Annotated in this window: 11 protein-coding genes; 8 read left to right on the top strand and 3 right to left on the bottom strand. The window is 67.6% G+C overall.

The genetic code is table 11. The features are described from left to right. The first annotated feature begins 169 nt into the window (after positions 1-169). Both IPJ59_RS07330 and IPJ59_RS07335 read left to right on the top strand, forming a co-directional pair. Positions 170-1519: an FG-GAP repeat domain-containing protein gene (locus IPJ59_RS07330; RefSeq protein ID WP_293270442.1), complete on the top strand. Its 1350-nt coding sequence runs from the start codon at positions 170-172 to the stop codon at positions 1517-1519. Then, complete coding sequence (locus IPJ59_RS07335; protein WP_293270444.1) at positions 1516-4263, top strand: FG-GAP-like repeat-containing protein; 2748 nt, start codon at positions 1516-1518, stop codon at positions 4261-4263. The genes IPJ59_RS07330 and IPJ59_RS07335 overlap by 4 nt, the downstream gene beginning before the upstream one ends. Positions 4264-4475: 212 nt before the next feature. Here IPJ59_RS07335 and IPJ59_RS07340 read toward each other — a convergent pair whose 3' ends face one another. The 3 genes from IPJ59_RS07340 to IPJ59_RS07350 all read right to left on the bottom strand — a co-directional run bounded on the left by IPJ59_RS07340 (position 4476) and on the right by IPJ59_RS07350 (position 5830). Then, positions 4476-4865 carry a hypothetical protein gene (locus IPJ59_RS07340; RefSeq protein ID WP_293270446.1) on the bottom strand — a complete coding sequence of 130 codons (390 nt, stop codon included), beginning with the start codon at positions 4863-4865 and terminating at the stop codon, positions 4476-4478. A 177-nt stretch (positions 4866-5042) separates the two neighbouring features. Beyond that, positions 5043-5369: a hypothetical protein gene (locus tag IPJ59_RS07345; RefSeq protein WP_293270448.1), complete on the bottom strand. Its 327-nt coding sequence runs from the start codon at positions 5367-5369 to the stop codon at positions 5043-5045. Positions 5370-5464: 95 nt separating this feature from the next. After that, complete coding sequence (locus IPJ59_RS07350) at positions 5465-5830, bottom strand: hypothetical protein (protein ID WP_293270450.1); 366 nt, start codon at positions 5828-5830, stop codon at positions 5465-5467. Positions 5831-6798: 968 nt separating this feature from the next. On the opposite strand from IPJ59_RS07350, the gene IPJ59_RS07355 reads away from it, so the two are divergent. From IPJ59_RS07355 to IPJ59_RS07380, 6 genes are all read left to right on the top strand, one after another. Then, positions 6799-7134: a hypothetical protein gene (locus IPJ59_RS07355; protein ID WP_293270452.1), complete on the top strand. Its 336-nt coding sequence runs from the start codon at positions 6799-6801 to the stop codon at positions 7132-7134. Positions 7135-7496: 362 nt separating this feature from the next. Beyond that, complete coding sequence (locus tag IPJ59_RS07360) at positions 7497-8456, top strand: hypothetical protein (RefSeq protein WP_293270454.1); 960 nt, start codon at positions 7497-7499, stop codon at positions 8454-8456. Further along, positions 8453-10168 (top strand): AAA family ATPase, encoded by a 1716-nt coding sequence (locus tag IPJ59_RS07365; protein WP_293270456.1) that lies wholly within the window; start codon positions 8453-8455, stop codon positions 10166-10168. Before IPJ59_RS07360 ends, IPJ59_RS07365 begins: the two co-directional genes overlap by 4 nt. A gap of 355 nt (positions 10169-10523) precedes the next feature. Continuing rightward, the gene (locus tag IPJ59_RS07370; protein WP_293270458.1) at positions 10524-13409 is read left to right on the top strand and encodes a DUF58 domain-containing protein; all 2886 of its coding nucleotides are present in this window, start codon (positions 10524-10526) and stop codon (positions 13407-13409) included. Between the two features lie 23 nt (positions 13410-13432). Beyond that, the gene (locus tag IPJ59_RS07375; RefSeq protein WP_293270459.1) at positions 13433-13654 is read left to right on the top strand and encodes a hypothetical protein; all 222 of its coding nucleotides are present in this window, start codon (positions 13433-13435) and stop codon (positions 13652-13654) included. A gap of 5 nt (positions 13655-13659) precedes the next feature. Continuing rightward, a complete protein-coding gene (locus IPJ59_RS07380) occupies positions 13660-15159 on the top strand; it encodes a hypothetical protein (protein ID WP_293270461.1) in 1500 nt (499 codons plus the stop codon). Positions 15160-15563: the final 404 nt, after the last annotated feature.

Raw genomic sequence — 15563 nt, forward strand, 5'->3', positions numbered from 1 at the left:
GCAACCAGGCGAGGTCGGGCACGGAGGTCGTTGTCTCGACTTGGCTAGCCGGGGGTCAGCAGACCAGTTGCCCCGCCTGCCAGACCCGCGCCCCCGAACAGCCCCGCCGCCACGCAACAGCGTTGCGCCAGATTGACTGCCACCGCGAAACCGGGGAACGTTCGGGATCGTGAAACGCCTCGCCGTTCTTGTCGCCTGCGCCTGCGGGACGCCCGCGCCCGGCGACGAATCGACGAGCACGACCGGCACGACCGGCACGACCGGCCCCGACCTGCCGACCACTGCCATCTCGACGACGAGCACCACCGGCGACGACCCCCCGCCGCAGTTCGACCTCCCGTTCCCCGACTTCCCCGACCCCGCCTGCGAGCAGCAGGAGCTCGCCGACGAGTGCATTGACTACTGCAACAAGGTCGGTATCGGCGAGCCGTGCGGCGCCCCGCCCCCGCCACAGGCCCCGATTCCCTACCTCCCATTCCTGTTCGACTGCAACTGCGACGACGTCAACAACGTGACGCTCGCGGACCTCGACGATGACGGCATTGACGACATCGTCGCCAACTGCAACGCCTTCACTCCCCGCATCGCCGTGTGGTTCGGCGCCTCCATGCGTCCGCTCGCCTGCCCGACCCTGTACGCTACCGTCGGCGCCACCGGGCTCGCCATCGCCGACTTCGACGGCGACGCCCGTCTCGACATCGTCACCGTCGCCTACGGCTTCGAGACCCTCAGCCTGTTCCGCGGCCTCGGCAACCGCAAGTTCGCGCCCCAGTCGCTCGTCGCGCTCGTCGCCTGGGAGAGCGAGTCGTTCTTGCGCCTCACTCCCGGCGACCTCGACGCGGACGGCGACATCGACCTCGTCGCCCGCGGCTTCGACGTCGCCCGCCCGCTCCTCGGGGACGGCGCCGGGTCGTTCTCGCCGGGCCCTTTCGTCACCTTCCCCAACGCCTACGGCGCGATCGAGGTCGTCGACCTCGACGGCGACGACCGCCTCGACGTCGTCGGCCGCTGCATGGACGCGTTGTGCATCTCCCCGGGCGACGGCCAGGGCGGCTTCATCGCGCCTCCGGTCGAGCTCTTCACCGACGAGGACTCCACCATCGACCTCGCCGTCGGCGAGCTCACCGGCGATTCGCACCTCGACCTGCTCCTCCTCCGCCCCGACGGGCTTGTCCTCGCACCCGGCCTCGGCCCGGCCCAGTTCGGCCCGCGCGTCATCGTCGGCCAGAGCTTCGCCGCCCAGACCCTCGCGCTCGCTGACCTCGACGGCGACGCTATCCGCGACGTCGTCGTCCACGGCGCCGACTTCCCGCAGTTTCCCGACATGGCCACCACGACCCTGCTGACAGGTGACCCCGTCCAGGGCTACGCCGTGGTCGCCGCGTTCGCTCACCCGTATTACCCGCTCGCGCCCACCTTCGGGGATTTCAACGGCGACGGCCGCACCGACCTCGTGTTCGCCCAGCCCGTCGATGCCACGATGGGCGGCGGCGTCCTGTTCCTGGAGAGCGCCCCGTGACCCGCCTCGCCATCCTCGCTCTGCTCGCCGCCTGCGCCCGCCGCCCGTCGGTGACGACGACGGGGTCGTCCGCCGCGACCTCGACCGACACACCGGCCACCGGTACATCCGGCGACACGCCGACCACCGGTGACGCACCGACCACCGCGACCACGGGCGCCCCCGCCGACGGGCTCGGCGGAGACCTGCTCGCTATCCCCGGCCAGGGCGTCGCCCTCGACGACCTCGACGGCGACGGCCACCTCGACCTCGTCCGCCGCCCGTACGACGCCGCCGTCCAGGTCACGCGCGGCCGCGGCGACGGCAGCTTCGATCCGCCGATCCGCCTCGGCGACCAGCTCGACAACGGGGGCGGCACCTTCGCCTTCGGCGACCTCGACGGCGACGGCCTGCGCGACACCGTGGTCCTTGGCGGTCACGCCACCCTCGTGCGCGGTGGCCTCGGCGACGCGTTCGAGACCCTCCACTTCAAGTCCGGCTCCGCCCTCGCGGTCCGCGACGCCGACCTCGACGGCTATGACGACCTGTTCCTCACCAGCGGCAACACGCTCCGGCACTACCGCGGCGACGCCAGCGGCTACCTGCTCGAGCAGCCCCTCCTCGGCCTCGGCGGTGAGCCGATGGCGATCGCCGCCGCCGACCTCGACGGCGACAACGCGCTGGATCTCGTCATCGCCAACAGCGGCACCGACGACCTCAGCCTCCTGCGCGGCGACGGCGACGGCGGCTTCCTGCCGCAGGTCCTGATCTCCGTCGGCGACCAACCCGGGGGCCTGGCGATCGCCGACCTCGACGCCGACGGCCAGCTCGACCTCGCAGTCGTGGGCATCGACGGCGTGGTCACTCTCCGCGGCCTCGGCGACGCCCAGTTCGCCCCGCCCGTCGGTACCGCCCTCCCCACCAAACACTGGACCGCCACGCTCGTCGTCTGCCACCTCGACGACGACCCGTTCCCCGACGCCGTCGCCGCATGGGCTCTCAACTACGACGGCTGGCTGCTCGCCCTCCACGGCACCGCCGACGCCCGGTTCGTCGCCGACCAGCTCCTCCTCGACGACCGCGTGGTCTACGGCCTCGCCTGCGGCGACGTCGACGAGGACGGCCTCGATGACCTCATCTACGAGGGCCACCGCGCCGGCGACAACGGCAACTCCCCTCTGGCTGTGGCGCACCGCTCCATGAACCTGCCCCTTCGGACATGTCTGCTCGGCCTCGCCCTGGCCTGCAACCCGCCACCCGCGGTCGACAGCTCGGCGACCTCGGCGACCTCCGCGACCTCCGCGACCTCCACGACCTCCACGACCTCCGACACACCCACCAGCACCGCCGACGCTCCCACCGGCACGACCGGTGCGACCGCCACGACAACCGCCACCACCGGCGGCGTGGAGCCCTCAACCTACGAGTGCGGCGACCAGTCCGGTGACGCGGTCGCGCTGTCCCTCGGTTCCGCCCACGCGTGCGCCCGCCGCGGCTGCGCCCTGCAGTGCTGGGGCTGCGACATCGCCCGCCAGCTCGGCCACCCATACGTCACCGGGACCTGCGACTACGAGTCCGACAAGCCCGCGTGCTGCCTCGGCGACGACGAGGAGCCGGTGGCCTGGGGCGACGTCGACGTCGGCGCACCGATCGCCCAGGTCTCGGCCACGCGCGGCCGCACCTGCGTCCTCCTCACCGACGGCCGCGTTCGCTGCTGGGGCGAGAACACCTCCGGCGCCCTCGGCCTCGGCCACGACGTCGACACCCCGCCGCTGTCCCCGCCGTCCGAGCGCCCCGACGTCAAGCTCGGTGCCCCCGCCGTTCACATCGTCACTGCCGGCGACCACGCCTGCGCGATCGTCGACGGCGGCGGTGTGCGCTGCTGGGGCGAGGCCGGCCTCGGCCAGCTCGGCCGCGGCAACACCGAGGATATCGGCGACGACGAGCTCCCGAGCACCGTCGGCGACCTCGACCTCGGCGCCCCCGCCGTCGCCCTCACCGCCAGCTACGCACACACCTGCGCCCTCCTCGTCGGCGGCGGCGTGCGCTGCTGGGGCCGGAATTTCCGCGGCGAGCTCGGCTACGGCCACCTCGAGCCGATCGGCGACGACGAGACCCCGGCGAGCGTCGGCGATGTCCCCGTCGGCGCGCCCGCCGTTCAGATCGACGCCGCGGGACAGCGCACCTGCGTCGTCACCGACACCGGCGGCGTGCGCTGCTGGGGCGCCCGGCCGACCGGTTACCCCGCGGATCCCGACAACTGTCCCAACTACGATTGCGACAGCCATCCCACGTGCTGCATCGGCGATGATGAGACCCCCGCCGACGTCGGCGACCTCGACGTCGGCGCCCCGGCCCTGCAGGTCGCCCTCGCAGACTTTCACCTCTGCGCCCTCCTCGTCGGCGGCACCGCGCTGTGCTGGGGCACCCCGCACGCCGGCCTCTACGGCCCCGACGGCCCGTCCTGCTTGCAGTGCGGCACTGACCCGACCTGCTGCTTCGGCGACGACGAACCGCCGTCCGCCGCCCCGAAGATCGACCTCGGCGTACCCATCCAGGCGCTCGCTACCAGCGACCGATTCACCTGCGCCGTCCTCGTCGGCGGCGAGGTCCGCTGCTGGGGAAGCAATGCCGGCGGCCGCCTCGGGCTCGGCACCACCCCGCCCGCATGCACGTACAGCAATTGTGCCGCCGGCCCCGAATGCTGCCTCGGTGACGACGAACCACTCACCGCCCTTCCCTCGGTCCCCGCCTTCGATCTGTGAGCAACGGTGGGCCAGGACGTAGGCAAGATCGCCCCGTCAGGTGCCTGGCTGCCGACGCGAGGTGGTCACCAGCGATGGACCACGGCGCAGGCCACAGGACGGGCGACGCGGGTGACCATCCGCCGGGGGAATGTGGGCACTCCCCGTAGCCCGCCGGTGGCGCCGAATTGTGGCCCATCCGCGGGCTATGGCTACGTGCACTGCCGAACGAATCACCACCTTCGTCTCCACTTATCACGGTAGCTCGGTGGGTTTGGAATCGGCTCCTCGGGCTCGCCGCTTCTCTCGGCGATGAAGGTGCTGGAGTCGCCATCCGTGATCCTGAAACGCCCCTTCAGGCGCCCGTCCTTGCCGAGCTTCACGCTGCCGGTGCCGGATACTTGATCGAACTCCCACGCGCCCTCCCAGGTGAACGACACGCCGGTCTTCGTGGCCGTGCAGCTTACGTGGGCCAGGAGCACGAACATCCTGAGCCGGTCGCCACGACCCGTGAGCGAGAGCAGCGCCGTGCCGCACATGTCGATGTCATCGTTGACCCACTGCGAGGTCTCGAGGATCCGCCACCAACCCCTGTATTCGTGCGGGATTTCGCCGTCGGACATGATGGCCGACAATAGCGGCGGGAGCTTCGGCGGTCATCGTCGCGCGTCCACGTCGAGACTCGGTCTTCGCACGAAGTGTGTCCGGCACGTCGGTGTGGACCCGTGCGCCCCGTGGTGTCCCGTCCGATGGGCCACCGCGTGGTCGCAGGCACTGATGGAAGGCAGGACCGAGATCGTTCAGGTCCGCGGCGTGCCGAGCTCGCGGAGCAGATCCTTGATGGGCTTCCCGGCGGCAAGCTGCTCGTCGACCCAGTCCGCATCCTTGGCGAGCAGCGGCGCGACCTCGCGGGCCACTTCCACGAACGGAGACTCACGGAGCGCCTGGCGCACGTATTGCCCGAGCTCGACCGAATAGCCAGGGAACCGCGAGGACGAGCCGTGAACACCGAGGTGCAGCCTGCGCGGTTGCGGCAGCAGTTCACGCGTGACCCACGTTGCGAGCGTCTGGCGGCTGACGCCGATCGCCGCCGCGAGCGCGCTTGTTCTGACCTCGGGACGGGCCACGGCCGGCACTCTACCCGGTCGGCCGCGAGCCCGCGCGACACTGTCCGCACTGCACTTTACAGTCTACTTGACATGCACTTTACAGTCCGCCAACATCAGCCAAGGCCGATAGGCGGCGCAATGAAAGGCAGGCGACGGTGGCTACACATCGGGCAAAGATCACCACGACGGCCGGGGACTTCGTGTTCGGCGTGCGGGACGCCCTCGGGGTTTGCCCGCTCGCTCCCGTGGCCCAGGACGAGGACGTTCTGATCGAGTTCCTCGACCGGCGCGGTGTCCTGCGCCGCTACGTATTCCGCACCTTCTCCGAGTTCTTCCACGTGATCCGGGATGCGGCTGTCCAGGTCGACAGGAGGGACACGGGCCATGAGTGACACCCGGACATCGACGCCGCGAAGCAGGACGAGCGCGGCGTCCCTCTCGAGCATGAGGTCGCCGGCTTCGAGGTGGAGGTGGACCATGCCCACGGCGCCCGCGAGCTGGATGCTGAGTCCCCGGTCGCCAATGCCGGCGTCCGCACCAGCGAGAGCCCTCGGCTACGGCGACCCAAGGCGCAAAGTGATGCTTGCCTCGGCGTACGCTGGGGCGCGTCCAAACCTCGCCGTCAGCAGGACGCCGCGCACACAATACCACAGTCGTGGCGAGCGAACGCCCGATCGCGGCGCGATGGATGCGACGGTTGAACCACGGACGGTCAGGTCTGCGATAATCCGCCTATCGGCGTCCTGGCCGCGTTCGATGGCTTCGCTGTGACATCGCCTGAGCTGTTCTTGCAGGGGTACGATCGCTGCGCGCACATCGACCTCCGACAGACCGCGGGTTCCGACTACGTACTCAAGCGTCACCGACGGTCGGGCAACATTGTTTGGTGGAGCGCGAGCGCGAGGATCGCTACGGCGAGGTCGCCGCGCCACGATCTCGGCGTTCGTCGACGGTGGAGCGGCGAGAACAGCCACTTCGCTCGGCGTGCGAAGGGGGTCAGCCGCCGCCACGGGCGCGAGCGGCTCGGACGCAGGGACCGGGATCACTGGTCCCTCGGGAGCAACGATGGCCGCGTCGTACGTGGCCTCTGCTGGGAGGAATTCCCGTGCCGTCCACCACGCCCCACCGGCGAGCACGGCGGCTGTCAGCGAGGCCACGATCCACCGGGTCGGCCGACCCCTCCGGGTTGGCAGATCCTCCACGATCGCGTTCCGTGGGGAGATGGGGACGTCCGGGATCGGCACAAGCGCAACGCGGGGGCCGAGCCCCTCCCGCAGTTCGACGACCACCCCTTGATGCTGGAAGCGAAGCCCGGCCACGTCGCATGCCACAGCCGAAGGCTTCGAATCCCGATCCATTCTCTTCCTCCGAGCTGTTTTTTATCAACTCAGAGCGGGGGTGACGAGCACCATAGCCGACATGAACGACGTTATATTTCTCGCGTTTGATGGTGAAATGGCCGGCCTCGGAGGGCTCCGGACTGGTGTCCGAGAACCGGGTGTGCGAAGGTGCCGGGACTTTGGGGTCCAAGTCGATCTGCGTGCTTGCGTTGTTCGCGTCCGGATGGTTCGCACAGGCACTCGATGCACGCGCGACGGAGCCGAACCCCCATGAGGTCACGATCGGCACACAGTATGCCCTTAAGGTCGGCATGAGTGGCGAATGTCATGATTCGGGTTGCAGCGGCGGGGGGACGAAGGAGATCGACGATCTCGGACGCGAGGACCCGGAACTCGTTGTCACGCTTCAAATCAAGCCAGCGGGTTCGAATGTCACGTTCTGAACTGCCCTTCCTCGTCGGAGCGCCTTTCGTTCCTCCCATCAGCGGCCAGATCCAGGTCGAGTTGAATGATGACGTGAAGCGCACGATCAAGGAGCATGCAAGGGAGCAATGCGCCAACTTCGAGGTCAAGCATTTGTCTCTGACATCCGTCGACCCGCGAGGGACCCAGCCGTGAGCGACCCGACAAATCCCTTCGAAACGAAACAAACCGTGAATAATGTGCACCGCGCAGGCTTTATCGCCGATCTGGCGTTTGCATTCTGCGTCGTCTGGCTGGCGTTGTGGCGCGCCGAACTTTCACCGTCATGCCCGGGTCGATCTGGGCCAGCTGGTGGCCTGCCGTGGTCCTCGGCGGTCTACTCGTGGTCGCCATCAGCATCGGCATGGCGCATCGACGTCCGCGTGCTTTCTTCCCTGTGACGCTGCGCTGGAGTTGCCTGACGGCCTGTCTGATCCTGCCGGTATGGATCGTATTCTCGATCGCCGATGCCATCCCGCCGGCGATCCTTGGTAGCGCCGCGAACCAACTGCGGGTCGGTGGCGCCGAGATGCGGACCGCGGCGAAAACGCCGGAGCAGATTCGAGAGGCCGAGAAGGTCATTGAGACGAGTGAGGCGCTCGAGCGTCTGGCGTCAGCGCTGGACGCCGCGAAGGAGCGCGGGATCGAGGTGCCGCGCAAAGACCTGACGGCGTTGGGCTTCGCTCCGGAGGTCGTCGCGGAACTCCATCCGGCCACCAAGGATATACTCGAGCAGGGCGCCGGGCTCATGGCGCTGCAGCAAGAGGGACTCCCGCCGCCTCCCGGGTTCTCGGACCTGATGCGGGAGTTTGGCCTCGATAATCCGCTGATTCAGACGGCTCTGCTCGGGCTTGCCGCGGCGACCCTCGGCCCGCTACTCGGTGTGTCGCCTGCGCTGGTTCAAGCAGTGCTACAGGCGCTGTTGATTGATGGCGGGCTGACCTGGGACAACCTCTTCGAGGTCACTGTCGCGCTCGCGTTGTCGACTACCAAGGCCGGGAACATCTCGGCGACTCTATTCAAGCGAAACATCAAAAACGTCCGGCTGGGCCGTGAGGTCATGACGAAGCTTCACGAGCGGCTCACGTCGCGCGGTGTCTCTCCCGACGGCGAGGGCATGCGAACGCTGCGTGACGCCGGATCCGGAGCCTCGAGCACCCGGCGCACCCCGGCTTGCGAGCAAGCGATCGCGGCAGTCGGGGCCACGCAAACGGACCGAGCTTCGTTCCGGCCGAAGCTCCAGAGGGCATGCCCCGAGCTCACTCCCCAAGAGATCGATGACATCCTCGGAGTACGTCCATGAGCTCGCGCGTCCTTCGCTACTTCGGGCTCGGAAAAAAGGATCTGACGTCGGAGGGGGCTCGGCACGCCCTCGACGACGAAGACGATCCGGCCCTCGTGATGACCGGCGAGGGCCTGACGATGGCGATCGTCGAGAATATCCGGCTACGTCGGTCCGTGCTGATCACTGGCCCCCGCGGCTGCGGAAAAAGCTATTGCGCGGAGCAGGCGATCAAGCTCGCCAAGGCGCAGGGTATCATCGGTGGTTCAAGGTTCTTGCAAGGCAACCGGGAGATCGCCCGCGACACGCTGAGTGAAGATATGTTGATTGTGGATGATGGGGCGCAGGTCAAGCTGCTGAAGGCTCTCGCCCTGCGACAGCTCGAGGAGAGCGGTTCGGTCCCCCGGGAAGGCTTTCCAGATTGGCCGGGGATCCCGCGCGGCGCGGGCATCGACGATCCGACGCAAGTTTGGGCCAACCGTGACTGGACGGTCCTCTTCCTCGACGAGATCAACCGGTTTGGGGACGGCTTCCTCGACAGTTTGTTAGCATTGCTCGAGGAGCGCAAGATCGTCCGCCGCGGGCAAGACTACTACGTACCGATCGTGGTCGTCGCCACCGCCAACCCGCCGGGCTACGATATGACGGCGAAGAAGCTCAGTCCGCCCTTGCAGGCGCGGATCACCCGCTCGTTCCGCGTCTCGCAGCCCGACATCGACGTCTTGGTCCACGGCATTATGCCGTCGAAGATCCTGGACTTTGCGAGGGGCTACCCGCCAGGCGGTGCACCTGAGGTATCGCTCGATATCCGCTATCTTGCTGCTGGTACGACGCTATGTCTGTGGGGGGACCCGACGTCCGATTCAAAAGGTCGCTACTTCTTGACCCGGGCGACGCGTACGCTGTTGCAGCGGCTCATGACCGCCAACGCTAACCTCGCTCGCGACATGCGAGAGTTGACCCTGTTGATCGAATTTGGGCCTGACGCTCGTGCGGTCACGGACTGGGTCGGCTGCGCAATGGCCCGTGCGGCCAGCGAGGGCGCCCGAACTGTCACCCCGAAGCACCTGGAAGAGACGGCCGTGAACGTGCTCAGCCACAAGGTGCGCGAGAAGTTCAACGAAGGGGCCAACCCGAACCTCGGGATCCGCCGTGACCGTCTGATCCTCAACATTGTTCAGCGGATCATGCGAACTGTCGGATTCGCCCCGAGCTTTGGCTTCAACCCGAAGGCGCACGTGAAGCCGGAAGCTCCGTCAGCGGCGCCGCGGGCGTTCCCGCCGATCGTGTTGGCCGAGCCGCAGGTCGCCGACTTGATCGCTGAGTTCACCCACGCACGTGTCTTCACCTCCACACTGGTGCGGGGCTATCCGCATTACCGCAATACGCTCCTGCCGGGCGTCGAGCATGTGAGGATTTGGATCAACACGATCGATGGCGTGCTCCAGCCGTACGCGACGCCGGGCGACGTGCAACAGATCGCCACCCAAGGATTCTGGGCGCTCGCCCGGGCGCTCCGTCCCGGCCAGCAATTCGTCGACGTGAACCTCGTCAAGCAAATCGGCGAGCTGTACGAGCGGACGTACGAGGTGATCGCCAGCGCGGCGAACCCCGCCGGGCAGGAGCGCGCTCAGGTCGCACGCCAGGTCGTCGCAGAGGCGGTCGCGGCGGTCCTCCGGTCACCTGCGAACCCACAGAATGCGCCGGGGGCGACACACGCCGGGAGCTGGTGAGCTTGTTCCACGCGCTGGCGCTGGTCGTGGTCACCGTCTCTGCGGTGATCGCCTTGATTACGACGGTCGCCACCTGGCGGCTCCGTCGTGCCAGCCCGCGCGCGAGCTCCCTCGCGTGGTCGTGTGCGGCGTGTCTGGGGCTCCTCCTTGCCGCCGCGGACGCGCCGATCCCTGGGGCGTCGTGGCTATGCAGAGATCTGCTTTCGTCACGTCAGGGCGATACGATACTTTCGCGGCTCGCCTTCAGACGAGGCTCGCACATTGGAGCTGGTGGTTTCGCCCGTGCGCCGGCCTTGAGGTCCAAGTCGAGGCCGCGGATCTCACGGTTCCCATCCACGTTGGCGAGCTCGTCAGCTTGGCTGTTGGTGCCAAAGTCGCCGTCGACGTCAGGCTGCCGGACGGCGCGCCGCTACCGGGCCAGGAGCTCTTCTTGAGGGTCAGTCGTCGGGGGGCGTCCGACGGGCTCTCTCTCCCTACGACGACCCCCATCCCGCTCTCGTACACAGATACGATCGATCCGTGGCTCTCGCGCAAGAAGGCATCGGAGTGCCAGATCGACGACGGAGGGTTCGCGTCGACGAACCTCGATCGACTCCTCGGCGGCGCAGGTCTGTCTCAAGACGAGCGATTTGGCTTTCATCGCCTGCGCTGCCGGTCGGGCGGCGAGCCGCAGATCCTCGTTTCGGCGTACGTCCAGATCGTGCCGGCTGGCGTGGTGTTCGCTTCCAGTGACGCGGGCTTCATTGCGCAGCAAAGACGCGACCTCGGCCGGACCTCGGAATGTGCAACACCGGCGGAGTGTCTCGGGCTGCGTCTCGAACGCACGCACTCCGCGGCGCTGGCGGTCTCCACCGTCGTGCCGGAGGCGGATGCCCCCGAGGCTGCGTCTATGCTCGTGCTCGATCGACCACGGACAGCCCGCAGCTGCTACCTCGCCAAGCAGTTGCTCGGGCGTGGCGCGACGGTGGTGGTCGCCAACCCGGAAGGAGACTTCTTCTCCGAAGAGTGCAAGCAATGGTTCCCGGTCGCACCGCAACCCGATGCCGAGGGGTGGATTTTCGATCGTACGCCGCGTCTTACATTCGCGTTCGACAGCGAGTTTGAGGCCGGGCTGACGCGAGCTCCGAGCGCTGTTCTTGGTCGCGACACACCGTGCAAGGTCGAGCAAAGCTTCATGCAGAGCCTCCTCGAGCAGCAGCGCCGCGCAGACGCGCTCTGCGACGCCGCGAGGTTGCAGGCGCCAGATATCGTGTGTGCGGCATTGGGACCCGCGAACCTGCGGGGCGCTGTGGAGGAAAGGTTCCCGGACGCCGCTGCGCAGGAAGATGGTCGGTCCAGTTGCCCATTCACTTCTGATAGAACTCGCCTCGATTGCAGCGCGCCGTCCCACCCGATCTCGCGGTTTGCCCAAGAGCTCGCAGGCCGGCGCGAGGCATGGGAGAATGAGCTGTTGGTCGTGTTCACGCATGATCAACGGGATTACAGCGGGCGCCCCGCGGTACTGCGGTCGCTGGCGTCGCGGACGCAGATCGTGGAGATCGATGATCCTTACGGGGCCTCGCTCTCCCAGGTCTACAGCGAGCCTGCCGGCTTCGATCTGCCTGATGCTCCGGAGCTCGTCGTCCTCGACGAGCCACGACAATCAACGGACATCCATGGTCCAGAATACGTTCGTTGCGACGCACGCAGTGTCCCGAGCTTGGCCGGGATCGACGTGAGACCGCTCTTCTCGACCGAAGCCCAGACTAAAGCCGAGTTTACGCGGGCTCTGGGCGCGATGACACGTTTTCCGTGCGGAGGCGACCCCGGCGTGACTCCGGCCCCGGTCCGCTTCGGATGGTGGGCTCGTCCGGGCAAAGCACGGGGGACCCGGATCGAGGACACGACCGTCGAGCTCGCCGTCACGACGCGAACCGCGGGGATCGTGGAGCGTCCGCTGGCGATCGGTGCGATGGTGGGATCCGGTCACCTTCTCTTTCTGAGCTACTCGCCGTTCGCCGAGAAGGCGCACAACCACGATACAGTGCTCGATGGTGTGCGGATGATCGAGGACATCCATGCCGCCACCGAAGAGTTCATCGGCGAGGTCTATGGGGAGATCGTCTCGGTGACACCCCGACCCGACGGGGCCCTGTGGATCTCGGTCGCGCGTGACGCCAACACCGCGACGCTCCGCGACTTGGACGGGTTGAAGGTCTTGCTGCCCGGGTTAGGTGAGTTCGTAGCTCCGCTCGTCGACCTCGCGCATGACCGCGGCATCTTCACCTACGCGTTTCCGGCCGCCGAGCTCGAGCGGCTCGACCAGTGTGTCCCCTTCCGCCTGCCAGTCGCAGAGCGCGAGGGTCATCGCCCCATGCCGATCCATGTGTGCCCGCCCGACAAGCAGATCGAAGAGGGCGGCCGCATGCTCGCGATCGCGGCGCTCGAGCAGCTCGCCCACTTCACCGGGGGGCGCATCATCTACCCTGGCGAGCCTGATGGGCCGGGCTCCCCGGGCGTGCTCCACACACGACCCTTCGGTCTCGGCCTGCTCGCAGTCAGCTTTTTGCTTGCGTGGGGCCGACGGGCGGTTCGGCGGCTCGCGGGCGCGAGGGCGGCGCGACAGCTCGGCCAGATCAACCGTGCCGCACAGCGTCGCTACGATCCGCCGGACGCCGTCGTCGCCGCGGCCGGCGACTGGGACGGGCGGGCGACCACTTGGCCGCGGACGGGGGCGTTTGGCGGCTACCGTCCGATCGAACCGGGTGACCGCGCGGCGGCGGTTCTACTCGGCGATCTGCTCGTGGGGCGGATGAACGGAACGGCGATCCTACCGCGCGTTGCGCTGCGCATCGAAGAGGCCGCGCCGGCGGTCATCGTGCTCGTCAACCTCGGTGCGTCGATGCGGACCGGGGGCAACGGCGGGCTCAGCAAGGCCCAATTCGCCGGGCGCGTCGCCCTCCACGTTGCGGCCTCGGCGTGGAAGATCGGCGGCGAGGCGGCGATCTTCGCCGCAGGTGTTGGCGGCGAGGCCGAGCTCGTCGCTCCATCCCGGCTCGGCCCAGGTCACGAAGAGGTCGCGCAAGCTCTGCGAGAGCGGCTTGCTCAGGCATCCATAAACGTAACCGCGCCATGGCCCGCTGATCTTCCCGAATGCGGCGCGCTCGTGTACGTGTCGGATTTCCAGCATGAAGACGAGCAGGCGCTTCACGTGTGGCTCACCGACTCGAGGGCGCCGGTGTCCGCGTTGGGGCGGTCATGATTTATAGTCCCCACGAATTCACGATGGTCGAGGGCGGCCGTCTCGCAGGCTCGGGCGTGTGGGTCGATCGCGCTGATTGGGAGCCGGATGATGTATTCGCGGCTTTCTGCCGCCGTCGGGACCAGATCGAGAGGATCTTCGACGCGACGACGACAGGCGGGCTGGTCGTCGCGGCGACGACGTACAGGCAGGACGACATCGAGCAGGCTCTCGTGGGTGGACGGCTGATCCAGATCTTGCGTTGAACATCATGAACCTCGTCGCCATCACCTCTGGAACCGCTGCGACGCTGACCTGGCTCGCGTTCGTAGGCATCGTGGTCGCCGCAGTCATCCTCCACTGGCCCCGGCAGTTCTCGGGGCCGCTGACAGAATACGAGCGCGGCCTAACGCGCAGACGCTTCGCCTGGCGCTCGTTCGCACTGGTACTCGTGACACCGCTGTCAGCCATCTTCGGCTTCGCGCTACTGCTGCCACCGCTCGTGTACCTCGAAGTCTCAGGCGGCCCAGGGGTCGAGAGCTGCGAGCTCCCGTCGAGCGTGCTCTCGGCGCTCTCGACGACCGAGTCGACGGCCCCTTGGGTCGATGCTGTGCGCTGCCGTACCCGGCCGGGTGATAGAAATGACGTGTTCGCGCAAGCGATCGTGGAGGCCGCGGCCGATGGCTTCCGGGTGAGTTGCCGTCCGCGAGCGCCGCTCCCCGAGGATCTGTCCATCGAGCTGAGCCTTGTCGAGCTGGCAGCCCGTGCGTATTTCTTGACCGGGGTCTCGCTCGACCCTGGACCACGAACTACGGATCCCGACCCATGGGACATCATGGAACGAACGCTGAGAGCGCGCCGAATTGAAACTTGCAGTCGAAGGGCCTCGGGGACCGCGGAGGAAGGCACGATCCTTCGCCTCGGACCTACGTCGGTCACTGCGACGAATGAAGCGGTCGAGGTCGCGGCAGTCGTCCGTGGAACGGTCTGCAACCCGCCGGCGGCGGAACTACTGTCCGCGAAGCGCGATATCCTCCGCACGTGCGAGGTCCAGGCGCCGAAGGACTGCGCGGGCAAGGGCCAGCGTGTCGTATCGATGCATGTGAGCTGCGGCGACTGGACGGCCGCGAGCCTCCTGCGCGTGGGCGCGGTCGAGTCCCGCGTATCCTTCGATCGCACGGTTAAGCTGCGATTCGCTGGCCCGGAAGTCGAAGGCATATTCACGTCGGCGCGCAGCTCTCCTAGCTTCGTCCATGATCTGCGACGGCGCGGTTTGGAATTTCCCCAGACTTGCGACGATTGTACCGAGGCGAGTATCGTCGAAATCGAGGGAGACGATGTGATCGTCTATCGACCAGGTGCCACGAGGTCGGACGCCCCAGAGTCCATCATAACACCTCCGGAGCTCGGGCACGGACCCTTCTCCTGGTCCGGCGTGGCGAATAGCCCGAGGATCCGATGCTCGGACGACCGTGTCACCATCGAAGGGGTCGAATCCCTCGTTGGAGCATCTCCTGAGCTGCGCGATCCGACGGCTACTTATGCTCTTATGGGCACGATCGTGTGGGCCGCGAAAGCCATGGCGACCAGCAGCTGCACCGGGATCCGGCGGTCGGTCGAAGTCGACGGCGGCGCGCATCCGTTGCTCACCGCGGCGGAGCTCGAGGATGCCGTCGCGGCGATGCGTCGCGGTCGGGAGACGCTCGGGCTCTTATGCCTCGGCCTCTCACTTGTCGCCCTCGCGCTGAGTTGGCGGCGTAGCGTCCGTTAGAGCGCGCACACGTCCGGCGCCTGTGTCGCACCGGGGAAAGACGACGTGGTCCACGCGCTGCAGTGCCCAAGTCGTACCCAGGGGTATGGCCCCGGGACGTGCCGGCAACCGAATGAGGAGGCGGAGCCGGGGCGGATCGACGGGGTGCCCTGCGTCTGGACCAACTCGAGCAGGGCTGTGCACTCCGTGGCGAGCCTCCGGCAAGCTGTATGGTCGGCGCCGGTCTGAGTCTTGTAACAGATGCACCACCAGCCATTACGCTGGGGGTCGATCGTTGGCGCGGCTGCCCACGACGTCTGGGGGCGGGCATCGCTGCGAACCCGGCGGTCGACCGAATCTGGTCTAGCCATGTCACGAGCAATTGTAGGCTCCACGGTGGGCAGGCGCCTGGAGGTTGGTGCTGC

This window comes from Nannocystis sp., from assembly GCF_016714285.1.
GTDB lineage: Bacteria > Myxococcota_A > Polyangia > Nannocystales > Nannocystaceae > Nannocystis.